The organism is Pseudoalteromonas sp. 11L1 (assembly GCF_055397545.1).
The window spans coordinates 3,311,407-3,327,435 of record NZ_AP041141.1; the positions used below are offsets into that span (position 1 = coordinate 3,311,407).

Genomic DNA, 16,029 nt, shown 5'->3' on the forward strand with positions numbered 1-16,029 from the left:
ATTTTGGTGCATATAACCATATAATTGAGGAAGTACTTATGAGTTCGACCACACAGGTAGCAACACTCGGCGGCGGCTGTTTTTGGTGTATTGATGCGGCATTTAGGCGTGTTAAAGGTGTACTCAGTGTTTGTTCTGGTTACACGGGCGGGCACACTGATAACCCAACCTACAAAGCTATTTGCACAGGCAATAGCGGGCATGCAGAAGTGATTAAGGTTGAATTTGATTCTAGTGTGATAAGCTTTGAAACCTTACTCGCAATGTTTTTTACCTTGCATGATGCCACCCAGTTAAATCGCCAAGGTAACGATATAGGTACTCAATACCGCAGCGTTGTGTATTACCATGATCAGCAACAACAATTGCAAACACAGGCCGTTATTGCAGAGCTGCAAACTCATGTTAGCGAACCTATAGTAACCGAGGTAAGCCCAGCAACCACTTTTTACCCTGCTGAAAGTTTTCACCAAGACTACTACAATGAAAACCCAGAACAAGGCTACTGTAGTATTTTAATTGCACCTAAATTGCACAAGTTTGAAACCGAATTTAGCGAGTTTTTAACTGAGTAAAAATACTTTAAAATTCTATCCAGTTAGCCCAGCAATTAGCCCAGCAATTTGCTGGGCTATTTGTTTTTCGGCAACTAAAAGTGATAATTAAAACTGATAATTTGCTCCCACAAAGAAAGTTCTTCCTGCGCTGTTATAACCTAATAGCTCACCACTGGCAGCAAACCCTGTTGCTGCAGTAAAATACTCCTTATCGGTGATATTTTCTATTCGAGCAGCTAACGACAAATTATCGAGCAACTGGTAATTAGCGGCTAAATTAAATACTGTATAGCCTGCGAGCTCCGAGTCATAATACGCAATTGATGGACGCGATGAGCGATACTGCATATCCAAACTGGCATCAAAATCGCCCCATGATTTGGCGAGTTGATAATTAAACGACTCTGAAGGCCTGCGTGGTAAATCTGTATTCGTCTTTTCATCTGTAGCATCTAAAAAACTAACATTAACAGAGTGTTCAAAGCCTAACGCTGAAAACTCAGCCGATAATTCTACCCCCTGCATAGATACTTTATCTATGTTAGTTGCAATATATTTACCTGAGTCTGCATCATAATTATTACTAATTAAATTATTGATACGGTTATCGAAAATAGCAATATCATAACGTCCCCATTGAGTTTCTAGGGTAACACCAAACTCATTGTTTAAGGCTTCCTCAGGCTTAATATTATTATTTGGTAGGTAGTATGGGCTGTTAGTTACAAACGCATTAATTAAAGACGGCGCCCTAAATGCGGTGCCATGATTTAAACGTACCGTTACATACTGATTCGCTTTATATCCAAGCCCAGTACTGTAAGTATTTGCACGGCCGTGGAAATCATAATCATCGGTTCTGATAACCGCATTTGCTAACCATTGTTCATGACTATAAAACGCGCCTATAAACAATGCGTTGTTATCGCGTTTTTCTTCTGATGACGTTGCTGACGAGTTTGATAAATCCTCAGACAAGTAATTAAAACCACCTGATAAATCAAGCTCTTGCGTTAGGCTATAAAGCCCTCGGTATTCAAACTCAACACGCTCTGTGCTATACACTTGCTGAACATCGGTGCCAGTTTGAGTATTTTCTTCTTGCGATACACTCAATGAAGTACTTTGGGTATATATTTCTGAGGCTTTTTTCCAGCCTAGCTTAGCGGTATAGTTTTCAAAATCGTAGGCATCGTTACCCCATGCGTTATCATACTGCGCTTCACCTTCACTGTACTGAGACTGTAAGCTCAACTCACCTAGTTCAGCCAGTTCATACGCTAAATTAAAGCCAATGTTTTTATTTTTGTAGCCATCATCATCGTGATCTTTGGTGTATTCAGCCACAGGGTCTTTGCCAGTAACATCAAAACCATCTGTCTCTTCATAGCCTAGATTATAATTAAAGCTAAGCGCCTCTTTTGCAAGCCCACCAGCAAGCTGATAATTACTGTAACTATGACTGCCCAAAGTAGCCGAAAGCGTATTATTTGAGGCTTTACGGGTAATGATATTAATTACTCCGGCTACCGCATCAGAGCCATAAATAGCTGCTCTGGCACCTTTAATAACTTCAACACGCTCGATACTATTAACTGGAATATTAGTTAGCGATACACTACCTGAGCTTGCATCGCTCACTCTTACGCCATCAACCAATACTAAGGCATATTTAGCGCTAGCACCGCGAACAAATATATCTGCTTTTTGACCTAATCCGCCGTTACGGACAATATCAATACCAGCAATGGTATTTAATATTGCAGGTAAGTCTCGGTAATTCGCTTTTTCAATATCAGCGCGGTCGATAACTGCCACACTTGCTAATACATCATTTATAGGTTGTTCAAATTTATTTGCAGTAACGGTTATTCTTTCAATTGTTTGCTCTGCAGATGCAGAAAAAGACAGCGCAGCCGAAATAGCCACACCCAATGCAGTTTTATTTATCATGATGTTCCCTATCTCTGCCCACCGCAAAGATGTTACTAAGTAAGATTACATCAAGGCCGGTCTCCGGACTCAGTTACCATAATAAAATACAGCATAACTTTACCGTTGCGGGGGCAGTGTTGGGATTGACTTCATCAATGAAAACGCACCAACTTCCCGATTATCCTACTAAAAAAATCACACCTTTGAAGTGTTTAGCAAGCACCTTGAAAATAGGCTGCTATTGTTATCTGTTTACTTAAAAATGTCAACGGACGTCTAAACATCTACAATTTGATTTTTGGGGTTCGGGGTTCGGGGTTCGGGGTTCGGGGTTCGGGGTTCGGGGTTCGGGGTTCGGGGTTCGGGGTTCGGGGTTCGGGGTTCGGTAATTATCATAGGTCCAAAAATAAAAAAGCCAAACAATATAACGTGTTTGGCTAAATACATGTTGCTTTGAACTAAGCGCCTATAGTGCCTAGCTCGAAACAATAAATTAATCGCGGAAGTTTTTAAACTGAAATGGCTGACCTAAATCGGCAGTGCGTACAACTTGCATAGCAGCTTGTAAGTCATCACGCTTTTTACCCGTTACGCGTACTTCTTCGCCTTGAATAGCCGCTTGCACTTTTACTTTAGAATCTTTAATGGCTTTTACTACTTTTTTAGCCATATCTTTTTCGATACCCTGCTTTAGTGCAACGTTACGAAAAACATTTTTGCCTGCGCGAGAAATCTCTTGAAGTTCTAGGCTCGCAACATCCATTCCACGCTTTGAAACTTTTCCAGCTAAAATATCAAACAACTGCATAACCTGAGCATCTGCTTCAGCTTTTAATTTAATTGTTTTATCGTTTAATTCAAATGAGGCATCGACCCCTCTAAAATCAAATCGTGTTTCTAATTCACGATTGGCGTTATCAACCGCGTTTTGTGCTTCGTTCATTTCTACTTCAGATACAATATCAAATGAAGGCATGATGTTCTCCTAACTAGCTAATCTTAATTTTATGCGGCAATTATAACGTTAAAATGATAAATCTTTACATTTTTCTGCATCTTGTTCAGGTGCGATACTAATTTAGTTTGATATACTGAGGCTTCTTTTTTATACGATTTTAGGATTTTTTGTGACGAGGCGTGTTTACCAAGCTATTTTTTTAATTAGTATTGTCGCATTTACCTTCTTATTTGCTAAAGAGGTAAAAGGGGCTGCAAACTTATTTCCGCATGTAGATAAAGTGGCGCATTTTGGTATTTTCTTTTTACTTGCCATTATAATGGATAAAGCCTTTAAACTGCCGTTATATGCACAAATATTGCTGTTAGCCGGCTATGGTGCCGCAATAGAAATTATGCAAGATAGCCTCCCTTACAGACAAGCATCACTGGCCGATTTTGTTGCCGACTTTATTGGTGCGGCGAGCTACTTTTTAGCTAAAGCCCTATTAACACTGCGTAAAAAGAAGCATTATGGCTAACATACTCGTTGTTGGTGATGGTGCTATAGGCTTGTTATTTAGTCATTTCTTAGCTAAATATCACACAGTTTATGTTCTTACCAAAAAAGGCACAGTAAATACTCGCTTTTACAGCCACAGTAACGCTGCGTCTGAAAAAATTAACGCCACTTTCATCTCACAACAGCAATTAGCTCAAGCTCCTGAATTTGAAATTGTTTTATTCACTGTTAAAGCGTTTGCAGTGCAACAAGCCTACGCCCAAGTAAAACCTTTTCTAGGCAAGAGTACTCATATTGTATTAAGCCATAATGGTATGGGTAATGTTGAACAATTAAATGAACAGTTAACAAAGCAGCAGTCGTTGTACTTTTTAACCACCAGCATGGCTGGGTTCAAATCAAACCCTAATATTGTGCAGCATACCGGAAATGGGCAAAGTGTATTAGGGGGCTGTAATCAACTAGCTATGCAAAATATTCAACAGCTTAGTGTACAGTTACACACTATTCCGCAATTAATTGTCAGCAACAATATTGAGCAACTGCGGTTTGAAAAGCTACTGGTTAATATTGCTATAAACCCATTAACCGCTCTGTACAATATAAAAAATGGCCAGTTGCGTGCGCCACAGTACAGTAGCGCAATTATTAATTTATTAACTGAGGCGTGCCATATTGCGACCGCGCTTAAACTTAATATTAAGCTTATTGATGCCCTCGAGCGCGCCTATAAGGTGATGAATTTAACCGCAGAGAATTACTCATCTATGCATCAAGACGTTTTGCATAATAGGCAAACTGAGATCATGGCAATTTGTGGTTATATTAGTGAACAAGGCAAGCGACATAATATTACGACCCCGTATAACGACGCTTTACTCGCTGAAATTCTGGCAAAAAAAAGCGCGGAATAAATCCGCGCATCTAATATATTAAGCCATTAAGGACGATATACTCTAACAGTGGTAAAGCCTTCTTCGTGAAGAATAAGCGCTTGTAATTGGCTCATTACTCCTTTTTGGCAATATAAGTAATAATCTTTGCCTTTAGGTAAATCGCCAAACTTAGTTGCTAAGCGGAAAAACGGTAAGTGGATAACTTCAATACCTTCAATTTCCAGCGGCGCCGCATCTTCTTCTTCAGGCGAGCGAATATCAACAACAACCGCCCCTTCAGGTAGTTGTGTTACTGACTCAGCTTCCTTAAGTTCTTGCTTAGCTTCAACATCGATATCGCGCACATCCATAACACGGGCGTTATCAATAACGGTATCTAACACATCAAAGTCAAACTTTTCTTCTTCTGCTTTAATTACTTCAATTTTGGCTTTAACTGTCGGCTTTTTAGAGATCACACCGCAGTATTCAGGCATCGTCTCTGCCATTTCTGCAGTGCCTATTTGGCGCGCTATATTGATGATTTCTTGCTTATCATGTTGGATAAGTGGGCGTAAAATGAGCGTTTCGGTTACGCGGTCAATCACACTTAAATTAGCTAAGGTTTGACTAGACACCTGACCTATACTTTCACCCGTAACCAATGCTTGAATATTTAGTTTTTCAGCGACGGCACTACCCGCTCGCATCATCATACGTTTAAGCACAACACCCATTTGGCTGTTCTCAACGTTTTCTAAAATTTCAGCAACAACCGGTTCAAAATCAACGGTAATAAACTTAACTTTATGCGTAGAGCTGTATTGCTTCCATAGGTAGTAGCTCGCTTGCTTAACCCCAATTTCATGGGCAGCGCCACCTAAGTTAAAGAATAAAAAGTGTGTACGAGCGCCTTTACGGATCATCTGATAACTGGCAACGCCAGAATCAAATCCACCAGACATAAGCGATAATACATCGTCTTGTGTTGGCAGTGGAAAGCCCGCCATTCCTAAATGAGTTTGCGTCACTATGTAGGCTTTTTCGTCTTTAATTTCTAAACGAATTGTTACCTCAGGGCGGCTTAGCTTTACTCGAGCTCCTTCAACATGTTGATTAAGCCCGCCACCAACGTAGCGCTCTAATTCAGTTGAAGTAAAATCATGTTGACCTATGCGCTTAGCACGTACACAAAAGGTTTTACCAATAATAGTGTGACCAACTAACGCAATGGTTTTTTGATAGATGTCATCAAGGGTTTTAAAGTCTGTTTCGGTCACTTCAATAAACTGTACGATGCCAGGAATGCGCTGCAAGCTATCAATAAAATCAAGGCGAGTTTGAGCTTCATCTAGTTTTGTAACAACTGAAATATTATCCCAGTTATTACGTACTTGTACTTTTTCGTCAACACGACGCAATACAATTTTAATGTTATTTTCTAACACTTTGGTAAAGCGTTTACGGACTGAACGGCTTTTGATGGCTATTTCAGGGTGAAGTTTGACGATAAATTTAAGCATAGTTCAACTCTTAGACTGCGGGAATTCGCGCACCCAGGCATTGGGCGCGGCGGATTATAGCAAAAAATTTAACGCCTAGGAACTAACCAACTCAACAGGCTTAAGGATTCTGGGGGGCAGCATTTGCTAAAAGTGCGTACTTGTCTCTTAACTGATTAATTTTATTTGCGCTTTTTTCTGTACTGTAGGCTTTAAATAAAGTCAGTACTTTTACAATGCCAGGGTAAATATCTTGCTCAACCAGCACACCACTTAGTCTTCTTGCTTTCATATAGGGTGTCCAAAAGCTAACCGTTAATTTTAGCGTATGAGCAAGTTCAATGGCATCTTGTTCATCAATGGCAATAATTTCACTGTCACGCAAGGCCAAAATGATGTTACGTACCTGCTCAAGTAATTCCTGCTGAAAATCAATGTAACCCTGTTTTAAATGGCTATCGCGAGCAAGAATATCGCCAAGGTTGTCGTAAAAAAAATGATAGCGCCACATTAATTCAAATAGCGAATCTAAGTAAGGGCCGAGATGCTCAAAAGCATCATCACCTTTATTGACTGGCTTAAAATGAGTACTTAAGTGATCGCGATAAAGTGCAAATATATGGCGAATAATGTCTTCTTTATTTTTAAAGTGGTAGTAAAGATTACCCGGACTCATGCCTAAACTCGATGCAATATGATTAGTTGATATTGCCCTTTCACCATGTTCATTAAACAATGAAATACTGGTTTGAATTATTTTATCCTTGGTATTCATATACTCATTACTCAATTTTCGAAAATACGATGCTGCATTAAAACAATCCACTAGGGCCTGTTTATCTCTCGAGGTTGAATTTGCAGCAGTGTGTTTGGTATTTTGGCAAGGCAGAGCCTATGTAGTGTGGTTATTCCCCATAAATAGGCGATAACGCAGCATAAATACCAAACACGCGCTGCCTGAAGGTTCGTCCTAGGGACGATTAACTCTTTGTTGCTCGGCTTTTACTTAGCCCATAGGTTACAAACCTCGCGCCACGATTAAATCGCCCCTAGTTAGAACAAATTTTAATCCTGAAAGGTCAACAGGCCCTAGTATAAACAAATAGTCAGCGTTAAAACAATCAAGGCAGGAAGTTCTTCACAATTTACTTACAAGGCTGCTTTGCACACTAAACACTGCTACACTACGGCTAAAAATAATAACACAGTAAATATTATGAAAGTGACCGCAATCTACCCAGGCACATTTGACCCTCTTACCAACGGCCACACTGATTTAATTCAGCGTGCGGCTAAGATGTTTGATACCGTTATTGTTGCTATTGCTCATAACCCGAGTAAAAAACCGTGTTTTACTTTAGAAGAACGCGTTGATTTAGCGAATGAAATTTTAAACCATTTAGATAATGTAAAAGTCATTGGCTTTTCAGGGCTACTCGCAGATCTGGCTCGTGATCATAATGCAAATGTATTGATTAGAGGTATAAGAGCGGTTTCTGATTTTGATTATGAATTTCAGCTCGCAAATATGAACCGCCGTTTAAACCCTGATTTAGAAAGTGTATTTTTAACACCTGCTGAGCGTAATACCTTTATATCATCAACGCTCGTAAAAGAAGTTGCACGCCATAACGGGGATGTGAGTGAGTTTGTTGACACCATAGTAATGAAAGCATTGCAGTCGAGGCTTGGGAAAACCAAGCATTAAAGATAACACCTAGCGTATCATTACATTGCGCTAGGTAGCTTCGCTCTTGCTGGAAACAGAACGTCCTTAAGCCTCACTAAAGCTAAAAAATCTTTATTGATCAATAGTGCCAAAGCCATTATAAAATCAAAGAAAATAACGCCAAACCCGTATACAGCCCAAAACCACCAATAATCAATGTTTCCTTTAACTTGAACATCATAATGCATCCCCAAAAATAAACAGGTATTAACCCATAACCCCAGCATTAAGTAATAAAAAGCAATAGGCGTGTTTTGCAACGTTATTTTTCGCCACAAAAAAAGAATCAGAATAGTTGTGAGATCAAATATGAAATAATCTTTATAAGTAGAAGTTTCGAGGCTTAAAAATGCACTTAGAAAATACGAGATCATCATTATTAATGAAATATGCAGTAAGCTTTTATCTTGTTTATTAATGCTCGAAGAAAGGTTGAATAGAAAAGCGATTAAAAATAGCCACAATATAAAATTACCTAAATTCTCGCCAACTTTAACAAGTAGCCATAATAGATCCGTCATTATAGGCTTTTAAACTCAGCGCCAGATCTAAATAAACGACCTTTAAGTATCATTAGCCCTAAAAAGTCTTTATTGATAAAAATAGCAATAATCATTATTAGATCAATAATGTTAACCCCCATGGAGTAAAGACTCCATAACCACCAAGGCTCTGAGTTCCAGTTTATATAAAGATCTATGTAAATAGCATAAGTTAAACATGCATTTATAATTAAACCGCTTACAATATAGTTTTTAGCTACAGAGCTTTGAAAGCTTGAAACCTTTAATGCTAAAAAAATGATTAGGATTGTAGCAAAATCAAAAAAGATCCAGTTCAAGTAAACGTTTTTAAAAATGTAAAGGAAGTCACTTAGAAGGTAGGAAAAAAACATAATTGTGGCTAAATAGACCAATGACTTATTTGGCTTATTTATACTCGATACAAATGTGTACAACAAAGCCATTAAAAAGCCCCATTGTATAAATGCATCGATATAGTCTGCTAAAAATAAGTCTACATAATACATTTATTGGATTTGGTTAAGCTCAGTCGTTTTGAATAATGAAATGAGTTTACTTTTAAGGGTATGTAAGCCAAGAAAGTCACGGTCTACTATTAAAGCTATGATCATTATAAGATCTATAGAATTGACAGTGTAAATGTATAGGTCCCAAAGAATCCAATGCTCCTGATTGTTATTAATATACATGTCTATATACATCAATAAAAAGAATATTGAATTAATCGTTAAACCTATAATTAAATATAAGAAAGATGGGGTTGTTTTCTTTATGATAAAACAAACACCCAGCAAAGCTGTAATTGTCATGATGTCATATATAGCCCAATCTAAATAAATCTTCACCTTTATTGATAACCAAGTAAAAAAGTAATCAGATATCGTATAAGACACCATCATTATAAATGAGCTGAGTAGTAAAGTTGTTTTTCTTTTGACATCTAAAGTATAAACAAAAATGTTGAAAAAGAACGCCATCAGAAATCCCCACATAATGAATGCTGATAACGAAAAAAAACCAAAAAACTCAGTTAATAACATCTACTACCTTATTTATTTAGGTCTTACTGGAGGAATCATGCCACCACCACGTTGAAGATCTGTACCGCTAGCCGCAGCCATCGCTTCTTGAGAGATACTTACTGTATCAGATTGTAGGGTTTTAGGGCTAGCAGTTTGTTCCATTGCAGGCTTTAATTGTTGCGTTTTATTGTATGCTTGCATTTGTACTTGGCTGTTCGCTGAAATTTGCATGTGATTAATCCTCTTGAGTATTAAATTTTATTATTGGCGCAAATTTAAATCACACCACCTGCAGCAGTTAGTAAATAACTGCAGTCGCGTTTAATCTATGTTGGTTAATTGACTCAACAACACGCTACACAAGTAAAATGCAAACGATATGCCAACTTTAAATTACTAGTATATTAATTTAAAGTTACTTTTTTTTAGTTAAAAAAAAACGCATCGGGGTCACCGTGCGTTTTTTATCCTAGGGATTGCTCAAGCCACGTTTTTACAGGGGATCTCCATGCTATTACTTGGCTTTAACATATATTCCATTGCGACTTCATCACAGTTTTCTTTGCGTAAACATAGCTCGCAATCTTTCATTACTTTTTCAGGTAGGCTCTCTTTATTACAGAAACTAAACCGCTGATTTTCGAAAAAGTCGGGTACACGAGTCAGAACAATGACACGATTAAGTGCCAACTTTTTGGCTTTCACTAATAAGTGTTCAACCAGTTCTCGTCCCTGCCCCGTTACTGCGCTTTTAGGATCAATGCCTAATGAACGTATTTCAGCTAATCCTGTGTCGTAAATATAAAGTGAAGCACAACCCGATACCTGACCGTCTATCTCGGTTACGGCAAACTCATTAATTGAGTGCACCATATCACTTTTAGCTCGCGGTAAATTTTCGCCTACTGTTGCCCAGTGCTGTACGAGTTTAGCAATTGCTTCTACGTCATCTAAGTTGGCATCACGAACCGTTATTTGCTGTTTTTTTTTCGCGTCTTTCACCGCTTTGCTTACTTGCTCTAATGATGTACCGCCAAGCGCTTGGCGTGCTTTTATACAGGCGTCAATTTCAAGTACCGGATACACGTCATCTTCAAACACGGGGTTTACTGATTTATACTGCTCTAGTGAAAGCTCCTCTAACGTTTTATCTTCACTAATGGCTAGTTGCACCAATACCCCTACAATATGATGCCCTTCTCTGAACGGTACACCTTTAGCCACTAAATAATCAGCAAGTTCGGTTGCATTCGCGTGGCCACCTTTTGCCGCTGCAAGGGTTTTATCTGCTTTAACTTTTATACCTTTAATACACGCTTGTGCCATATGAATACACGCAAGCCATGTTGGCATGGCATCAAAAATGCCTTCTTTGTCTTCTTGCATGTCTTTATTGTAGGCAAGCGGTAGTGCTTTTAGAGTCATCATCATTGCGCTAAACGCACCAAACACCCGGCCAGTTTTACCACGAATTAGCTCTAATGCATCTGGGTTTTTTTTCTGTGGCATTAAAGATGAACCCGAGGTCACATTATCGGCCAGTTCAATAAAGCCAGCTTCGCCTGAGTTATAAAAAATTAGGTCTTCAGACATCCGCGATAAGTGGATCATAGAAATAGACGCGCAGCTTAATAGCTCAACCACAAAGTCACGATCAGATACGCCATCTAAACTATTTTTAGTCGCGCCAGTAAATCCTAGCCCTTGTGCAAGTGCATGGCGGTCAATCGGGTATGCAGTGCCTGCAAGAGCACCACTGCCGAGTGGGCAGTAGTTCATTCTTGCTTGGGCATCTTGTAATCGGCTTTCATCACGCTCAAGCATTTCTACATAAGCCATACACCAATGGCTAAATAGCACCGGTTGTGCACGTTGTAAGTGGGTATAGCCTGGTAATATTGTGCCAAGCTCACGTTCAGCTAAGCCAATAAACTCTGCTTTAAGTTGCGCAATCGCTTTTAAAATATGATCGGCGGTATCGCGGCACCAGAGTCTAAAGTCGGTAGCAACTTGGTCGTTACGACTTCGGCCTGTGTGTAACTTTTTAGCTAAATCACCTACTTTTTCAATTAGCGCAGCTTCAACATGAGAATGAATATCCTCTGCACCTGAGGTAGCTACAGCCATTGGGTCTGCTTTTACCTCTTCAAGTAACTCATAAAGTGCCGATACCAGCTTTTTGTGCTCATCACTAGATAACACGCTTACTTGTTCAAGTGCACCAGCCCATGCAACAGAGCCAATTATATCTTGCTCTGCTAATTGATAATCGAAGGGAAGTGAATCGTTAAACTGTTTAAACGCTTCATCTGGACCCGTAGAAAAACGTCCGCCCCATAATGCCATGAAATTTCTCCAAACCCGATAATAGCCCCTTAATTCCAAGGGGCATAAAAAATTACTTTTTAGCTAATGCTGAAATTCTGCTTGATAGCGAGAATAAACGAATAAAGCCTTCTGCGTGCGATTGGTCATAAACATCGTCTTCACCAAAGGTAGCAAAATCTTCGCTATATAAACTGTTAGGTGATTTTTTCTGAACCGCAGTGACTTGGCCTTTATAAAGCTTAAGTACCACTTCGCCCGTTGCTAGTGTAGACAGCGCTTCTGCACCGGCTAAAATAGAATCTTTTAGCGGCGTAAACCAACGACCGTCGTAGACTAAGTGTGAAAATTCACCACCGAGTACTTCTTTCCATTTACGGCTCGCTTTATCAAGTACTAACTCGTCTATTGCTTGAAGCGCCGCCATGATCACAGTACCGCCTGGCGTTTCATAACAACCACGCGATTTCATGCCAACTAAACGGTTTTCTACAATATCGACACGGCCCACACCATGAGGTGATGCAATATCGTTTAATTTAACTAAACAATCATAAGGTTTAAGCTCTTCGCCATTTACAGCAACTACTTCACCTTCAACAACCGATAAAGTGACGTGTTCAGCTTTATCAGGTGCTTGCTCTGGTGAGTTAGTCCAGGTCCATACCTGCTCACTTGGTTCACACCAAGGGTCTTCAAGTTCACCGCCTTCGTGAGAAATATGCCATGCGTTCGCATCACGACTGTAAATTTTAGTTGCTGACGCAGAACATGGAATGTCACGTTCAGCTAGGTAATCAAGCAATGATTCACGGCTTGATAAATCCCACTCACGCCATGGCGCAATCACTTTTAAATCAGGTGCGAGTGCGGCAAAACATGACTCAAAACGTACTTGGTCGTTACCTTTGCCTGTACAGCCGTGAGAAAGTGCATCGGCACCTACTTTACGTGCAATTTCAACTTGCGCTTTAGCAATGATTGGACGCGCCATAGAAGTACCAAGTAAATAAGTCCCTTCATATATAGAACCCGTTTTAAGCGTTGGGTAAATATAATCGCTTACCATCTCATCTTTTAAATCAACCACGTAACATTCAGATGCACCAGACGCTATAGCTTTAGCTTCTACGCCTTCAAGTTCTTCAGCGCCTTGGCCAACATCGGCAACAAAGGCAATAACTTCACAGCCGTAGTTCTCTTTTAACCATGGCACGATAGCCGATGTATCAAGACCACCTGAATAGGCTAAAACGACTTTTTTAATTGAACTCATAGGTGTTCCTTAACAAAATTTGGATTTAACAATGTAACTAATAGCGCATTTTGCGCATGCATGCGGTTTTCTGCTTGCTGTATAATTTTTGATGCAGGGCCATCCATTACCTCAGAAGTAATTTCAAACTCACGGTGTGCCGGTTGGCAATGTAATACCGTAGTTGCACCGGTTTTTTCTAACAATGTCTGGTTTAATTGATAAGGCATGTATTTTTCTTTTACTTGCTCAAGAGGAGTTGTATCCCCCATTGATACCCAGGTATCGGCGTAAACAACATTAGCGCCTACTGCAGCCTCAACCCTGTCACTTACCATTACAGAAGCGCCATTCATCGCTGCTATTTGCTCTGCTTTTTTAAGTACTTGCGAATCAGGTGAGCTGCCTTTTGGTGTTACAGCGACAAAGTCTGTTCCTAAAGTAGCGGCTAATAGCATTAATGAGTGCGTTACATTATTGCCCTCACCTAGGTAGGCAAGCTTTAACTGGCTAACATCACCATGTACTTCTTGTAGCGTTAAAAAATCAGCTAATGCTTGGCATGGGTGATATAAATCACACAAACTGTTAATCACAGGAACGGATGAATACTCACCGAGTGTCGTTAACGTACTGTGCTGATTAACCCGCGCAACAATCCCGTCTGCCCAAGTCGAAATATTTAAGGCAAAATCTTTTATTGATTCGCGGGCGCCCATTGCACCATTTTGTTGGTCAAGGTAAACCGCATGGCCCCCTAAACGGTTTATACCAATATCAAATGAAAGGCGAGTACGTAAACTTTGCTTTTCAAACAAAGTAACCACTGACTTACTAGCTAGCACTTGGCTATATTTACTTGGGCTTTCTTTAATATCTTGCGCTAACTTTAATAAATTTAGTGCGCCTTGTTGGTCTAATTCTAGACCCGTTAAAAAATCTTTAAACATGTTCAACCTATGGTGTTACTTTAGTTCCGACATGCTCGCCTTGCAGCAAAGCAGTTAAGTTTTCTGGCTTTTGCCAGCTGGAAATGTACACACCTCGTCGTAAATGTTGGGCAGCGTGAAGACTGGTCTTAACTTTGACCTCCATCCCGCCCACAATTACTCCCTCTGCAATTAAAGTATCAATGTGTTTTGTGTCAAGTTGATGTAAAGGCTGCTTATTGGCATCAAGTACCGCCTCTACGTCTGTCATAAAAATAAGTTCTGCATTTAAATTATTAGCCATTGCGGCGGCTGCTTCATCGGCATTAACGTTGTATAACAAGCCCTGCTCATCAAAGCCGATAGAACTGATGATTGGTAACCGGCCAACACTGAGTAAATCATCAATAATAGAATCAGCATTGTTGTGACATTGACCTACTTGACCCAATGCTTTTAATTTTTGCGAGGCGGTGATCCCTGCTTCATATAAACTTAACCCCACCGGCTTATGACCAACACTAATTGCTTGCGCCATGAGTTGTTTGTTTGCCGCACCCGCAAGGGCTCCAACAATATAAGGCATCTGTTCTTTAGGGCTAATACGTAAACCTTGGTGTTTAGCACTGGCAAAACCAGCCTCTTTTAACCAGCTATCAACTAATGAGCCACCACCATGCACAATCACAAACTGAGCATCATCTTGCTCGTTGAGTATTTCAAATAATGCTTTAGCGGCATTTTCAGTATTGAGTACTGCACCACCGAGTTTAATAACCCACGTTTTACTGCTCATCTAAACGCTCCTATTAGACCTGTAGTGTGGGGAAGCCCCATTGATAAATTAATACATTGCAAAGCCTGACCAGCTGCCCCTTTTAATAAGTTGTCAATTGCTGCCATTACTATTAACTGTGAGCCTTGCTGCTGCCACGCAATATCTACATAAGGTTGTTTGGCCACCCCTTTAATCGAAGGGATTTTGCTGCCAAGCAAACGAATTAATGGCTCATCAGCCAATACTTGATAAGCTTTAGCTACTTGCTCACTGGCCACTCCCGGCTTTAATTGCACATAAATAGTTTCTAAAATACCGCGCGGGAAATTACCTAAATGAGGAGTAAATAACACCTCATGACCTAGGTGCTGTTGTATTTCAGGCCCGTGACGGTGATTAAACAAACCATAGGGTGCAAGTGATACCTCACAAAAATGCGTACCGATGCTGGCTTTTCGCCCTGCGCCAGTTACGCCAGAAACCGCATTAATAATAATTTTTTCATCACTCAATAAGCACGCTTTTTGAAGAGGCTTTAATGCATTTAATGCAGCCGTTGGATAGCAGCCAGCAACAGCAATTAACTGAGCATCAGTAATGGCTTTACTATTCCATTCAGCAAGACCATATGCCGCTTGATTAAGTAGTTCAGGGTGTTGGTGTTCAAAACCATAATAAGTAACGTAATCATCATTACTTGCAAGACGATAGCCACCGGAAAGGTCAAATACCTTTTTGCCCATCGCTAAAAACTGAGGCGCTAAATCCACACTTACTTTATGGTCGGTGCACAGACAAACGTAATCTGCTGAATGAGTGATATCAGCAAGTGCATGTTCATTTAGTGGCTGCAGAGGTAAATCAAGTAATCCTAAATGCTCAGGATACAATTCACTAAGCAATTTATGTTTATCTAAACTTTGCGCTGATACATAACAACCAGTTAGCGAAAGAGTTGGATGTTTTGCTACTAAGCTAGCCAGTTCTGCGCCGCTGTAACCGCTGGCACCTATAATTACTACGTTCATTATTTACTCTTTATCTAAAATTAGTGACCACATTCCATGTTGTTTGTTTACACTAGGGTATAACCCAGCCAAACAGGTTAAATTTATGAGTGATAACTATCGTCGTATTAT

General features: G+C 39.9%; 17 protein-coding genes and 1 riboswitch. Of the genes, 4 read left to right on the forward strand and 13 right to left on the reverse strand.

Annotated features, from left to right (window positions below; all coding sequences use genetic code 11):
- The first annotated feature begins 38 nt into the window (after window positions 1-38).
- Window positions 39-575 carry a peptide-methionine (S)-S-oxide reductase MsrA gene (msrA, locus tag ACZ5WS_RS15445; RefSeq protein WP_138605671.1) on the forward strand — a complete coding sequence of 179 codons (537 nt, stop codon included), beginning with the start codon at window positions 39-41 and terminating at the stop codon, window positions 573-575.
- Between the two features lie 87 nt (window positions 576-662).
- Here the strand turns inward: msrA and ACZ5WS_RS15450 are convergent, their stop codons facing one another.
- On the reverse strand, window positions 663-2,510 hold the full coding sequence (locus tag ACZ5WS_RS15450; protein ID WP_464709671.1) for a TonB-dependent receptor domain-containing protein: 1,848 nt from the start codon (window positions 2,508-2,510) through the stop codon (window positions 663-665).
- A gap of 37 nt (window positions 2,511-2,547) precedes the next feature.
- A riboswitch (cobalamin riboswitch) is annotated at window positions 2,548-2,713 on the reverse strand.
- Between the two features lie 272 nt (window positions 2,714-2,985).
- Window positions 2,986-3,468 carry a YajQ family cyclic di-GMP-binding protein gene (locus ACZ5WS_RS15455; protein ID WP_138605675.1) on the reverse strand — a complete coding sequence of 161 codons (483 nt, stop codon included), beginning with the start codon at window positions 3,466-3,468 and terminating at the stop codon, window positions 2,986-2,988.
- Between the two features lie 151 nt (window positions 3,469-3,619).
- Between ACZ5WS_RS15455 and ACZ5WS_RS15460 the strand changes: the two genes are divergently transcribed.
- Both ACZ5WS_RS15460 and ACZ5WS_RS15465 read left to right on the forward strand, forming a co-directional pair.
- On the forward strand, window positions 3,620-3,970 hold the full coding sequence (locus ACZ5WS_RS15460; protein WP_008466003.1) for a VanZ family protein: 351 nt from the start codon (window positions 3,620-3,622) through the stop codon (window positions 3,968-3,970).
- The gene (locus ACZ5WS_RS15465; protein ID WP_138605677.1) at window positions 3,963-4,865 is read left to right on the forward strand and encodes a ketopantoate reductase family protein; all 903 of its coding nucleotides are present in this window, start codon (window positions 3,963-3,965) and stop codon (window positions 4,863-4,865) included. The genes ACZ5WS_RS15460 and ACZ5WS_RS15465 overlap by 8 nt, the downstream gene beginning before the upstream one ends.
- 26 nt (window positions 4,866-4,891) lie before the next feature.
- Here ACZ5WS_RS15465 and thiI read toward each other — a convergent pair whose 3' ends face one another.
- Window positions 4,892-6,349 (reverse strand): tRNA uracil 4-sulfurtransferase ThiI, encoded by a 1,458-nt coding sequence (thiI, locus tag ACZ5WS_RS15470; protein WP_464709675.1) that lies wholly within the window; start codon window positions 6,347-6,349, stop codon window positions 4,892-4,894.
- Between the two features lie 100 nt (window positions 6,350-6,449).
- The gene (locus ACZ5WS_RS15475) at window positions 6,450-7,103 is read right to left on the reverse strand and encodes a TetR/AcrR family transcriptional regulator (protein ID WP_131690635.1); all 654 of its coding nucleotides are present in this window, start codon (window positions 7,101-7,103) and stop codon (window positions 6,450-6,452) included.
- A 441-nt stretch (window positions 7,104-7,544) separates the two neighbouring features.
- On the opposite strand from ACZ5WS_RS15475, the gene coaD reads away from it, so the two are divergent.
- On the forward strand, window positions 7,545-8,036 hold the full coding sequence (gene coaD, locus ACZ5WS_RS15480) for a pantetheine-phosphate adenylyltransferase (protein WP_464709680.1): 492 nt from the start codon (window positions 7,545-7,547) through the stop codon (window positions 8,034-8,036).
- A 20-nt stretch (window positions 8,037-8,056) separates the two neighbouring features.
- Here the strand turns inward: coaD and ACZ5WS_RS15485 are convergent, their stop codons facing one another.
- The 9 genes from ACZ5WS_RS15485 to argC form a co-directional block, all read right to left on the reverse strand.
- On the reverse strand, window positions 8,057-8,578 hold the full coding sequence (locus ACZ5WS_RS15485; RefSeq protein WP_464709684.1) for a hypothetical protein: 522 nt from the start codon (window positions 8,576-8,578) through the stop codon (window positions 8,057-8,059).
- Entirely contained in the window at window positions 8,578-8,700 is a 123-nt protein-coding gene (locus ACZ5WS_RS15490) for a hypothetical protein (protein ID WP_283957542.1), read from the reverse strand. Before ACZ5WS_RS15490 ends, ACZ5WS_RS15485 begins: the two co-directional genes overlap by 1 nt.
- A gap of 387 nt (window positions 8,701-9,087) precedes the next feature.
- Window positions 9,088-9,621 (reverse strand): hypothetical protein, encoded by a 534-nt coding sequence (locus ACZ5WS_RS15495; protein ID WP_138620779.1) that lies wholly within the window; start codon window positions 9,619-9,621, stop codon window positions 9,088-9,090.
- A gap of 12 nt (window positions 9,622-9,633) precedes the next feature.
- On the reverse strand, window positions 9,634-9,834 hold the full coding sequence (locus tag ACZ5WS_RS15500; RefSeq protein WP_138620777.1) for a hypothetical protein: 201 nt from the start codon (window positions 9,832-9,834) through the stop codon (window positions 9,634-9,636).
- A 249-nt stretch (window positions 9,835-10,083) separates the two neighbouring features.
- Window positions 10,084-11,949, reverse strand: coding sequence for an argininosuccinate lyase (argH, locus tag ACZ5WS_RS15505; protein WP_109875636.1), 1,866 nt, complete (start codon window positions 11,947-11,949; stop codon window positions 10,084-10,086).
- A 52-nt stretch (window positions 11,950-12,001) separates the two neighbouring features.
- Window positions 12,002-13,204 (reverse strand): argininosuccinate synthase, encoded by a 1,203-nt coding sequence (locus ACZ5WS_RS15510; protein WP_076920188.1) that lies wholly within the window; start codon window positions 13,202-13,204, stop codon window positions 12,002-12,004.
- Window positions 13,201-14,133, reverse strand: a complete 933-nt coding sequence (locus ACZ5WS_RS15515) for an ornithine carbamoyltransferase (protein ID WP_464709699.1) — start codon at window positions 14,131-14,133, stop codon at window positions 13,201-13,203. The genes ACZ5WS_RS15510 and ACZ5WS_RS15515 overlap by 4 nt, the downstream gene beginning before the upstream one ends.
- A 7-nt stretch (window positions 14,134-14,140) precedes the next feature.
- Window positions 14,141-14,908, reverse strand: coding sequence for an acetylglutamate kinase (gene argB / locus ACZ5WS_RS15520; RefSeq protein ID WP_178955321.1), 768 nt, complete (start codon window positions 14,906-14,908; stop codon window positions 14,141-14,143).
- The gene (gene argC, locus ACZ5WS_RS15525) at window positions 14,905-15,918 is read right to left on the reverse strand and encodes an N-acetyl-gamma-glutamyl-phosphate reductase (RefSeq protein WP_464709701.1); all 1,014 of its coding nucleotides are present in this window, start codon (window positions 15,916-15,918) and stop codon (window positions 14,905-14,907) included. The genes argB and argC overlap by 4 nt, the downstream gene beginning before the upstream one ends.
- Window positions 15,919-16,029: the final 111 nt, after the last annotated feature.

Excerpts from the sequence above, each read along its gene's own strand:
- msrA (WP_138605671.1), top strand. The coding sequence starts at position 39 with ATGAGTTCGACCACACAGGTAGCAACACTCGGCGGCGGCTGTTTTTGG.
- ACZ5WS_RS15450 (WP_464709671.1), bottom strand. The coding sequence starts at position 2,510 with ATGATAAATAAAACTGCATTGGGTGTGGCTATTTCGGCTGCGCTGTCT.
- ACZ5WS_RS15455 (WP_138605675.1), bottom strand. The coding sequence starts at position 3,468 with ATGCCTTCATTTGATATTGTATCTGAAGTAGAAATGAACGAAGCACAA.
- ACZ5WS_RS15465 (WP_138605677.1), top strand. The coding sequence starts at position 3,963 with ATGGCTAACATACTCGTTGTTGGTGATGGTGCTATAGGCTTGTTATTT.
- thiI (WP_464709675.1), bottom strand. The coding sequence starts at position 6,349 with ATGCTTAAATTTATCGTCAAACTTCACCCTGAAATAGCCATCAAAAGC.
- ACZ5WS_RS15475 (WP_131690635.1), bottom strand. The coding sequence starts at position 7,103 with ATGAATACCAAGGATAAAATAATTCAAACCAGTATTTCATTGTTTAAT.
- coaD (WP_464709680.1), top strand. The coding sequence starts at position 7,545 with ATGAAAGTGACCGCAATCTACCCAGGCACATTTGACCCTCTTACCAAC.
- ACZ5WS_RS15485 (WP_464709684.1), bottom strand. The coding sequence starts at position 8,578 with ATGACGGATCTATTATGGCTACTTGTTAAAGTTGGCGAGAATTTAGGT.
- ACZ5WS_RS15490 (WP_283957542.1), bottom strand. The coding sequence starts at position 8,700 with ATGGGGGTTAACATTATTGATCTAATAATGATTATTGCTATTTTTATC.
- ACZ5WS_RS15495 (WP_138620779.1), bottom strand. The coding sequence starts at position 9,621 with ATGTTATTAACTGAGTTTTTTGGTTTTTTTTCGTTATCAGCATTCATT.
- ACZ5WS_RS15500 (WP_138620777.1), bottom strand. The coding sequence starts at position 9,834 with ATGCAAATTTCAGCGAACAGCCAAGTACAAATGCAAGCATACAATAAA.
- argH (WP_109875636.1), bottom strand. The coding sequence starts at position 11,949 with ATGGCATTATGGGGCGGACGTTTTTCTACGGGTCCAGATGAAGCGTTT.
- ACZ5WS_RS15510 (WP_076920188.1), bottom strand. The coding sequence starts at position 13,204 with ATGAGTTCAATTAAAAAAGTCGTTTTAGCCTATTCAGGTGGTCTTGAT.
- ACZ5WS_RS15515 (WP_464709699.1), bottom strand. The coding sequence starts at position 14,133 with ATGTTTAAAGATTTTTTAACGGGTCTAGAATTAGACCAACAAGGCGCA.
- argB (WP_178955321.1), bottom strand. The coding sequence starts at position 14,908 with ATGAGCAGTAAAACGTGGGTTATTAAACTCGGTGGTGCAGTACTCAAT.
- argC (WP_464709701.1), bottom strand. The coding sequence starts at position 15,918 with ATGAACGTAGTAATTATAGGTGCCAGCGGTTACAGCGGCGCAGAACTG.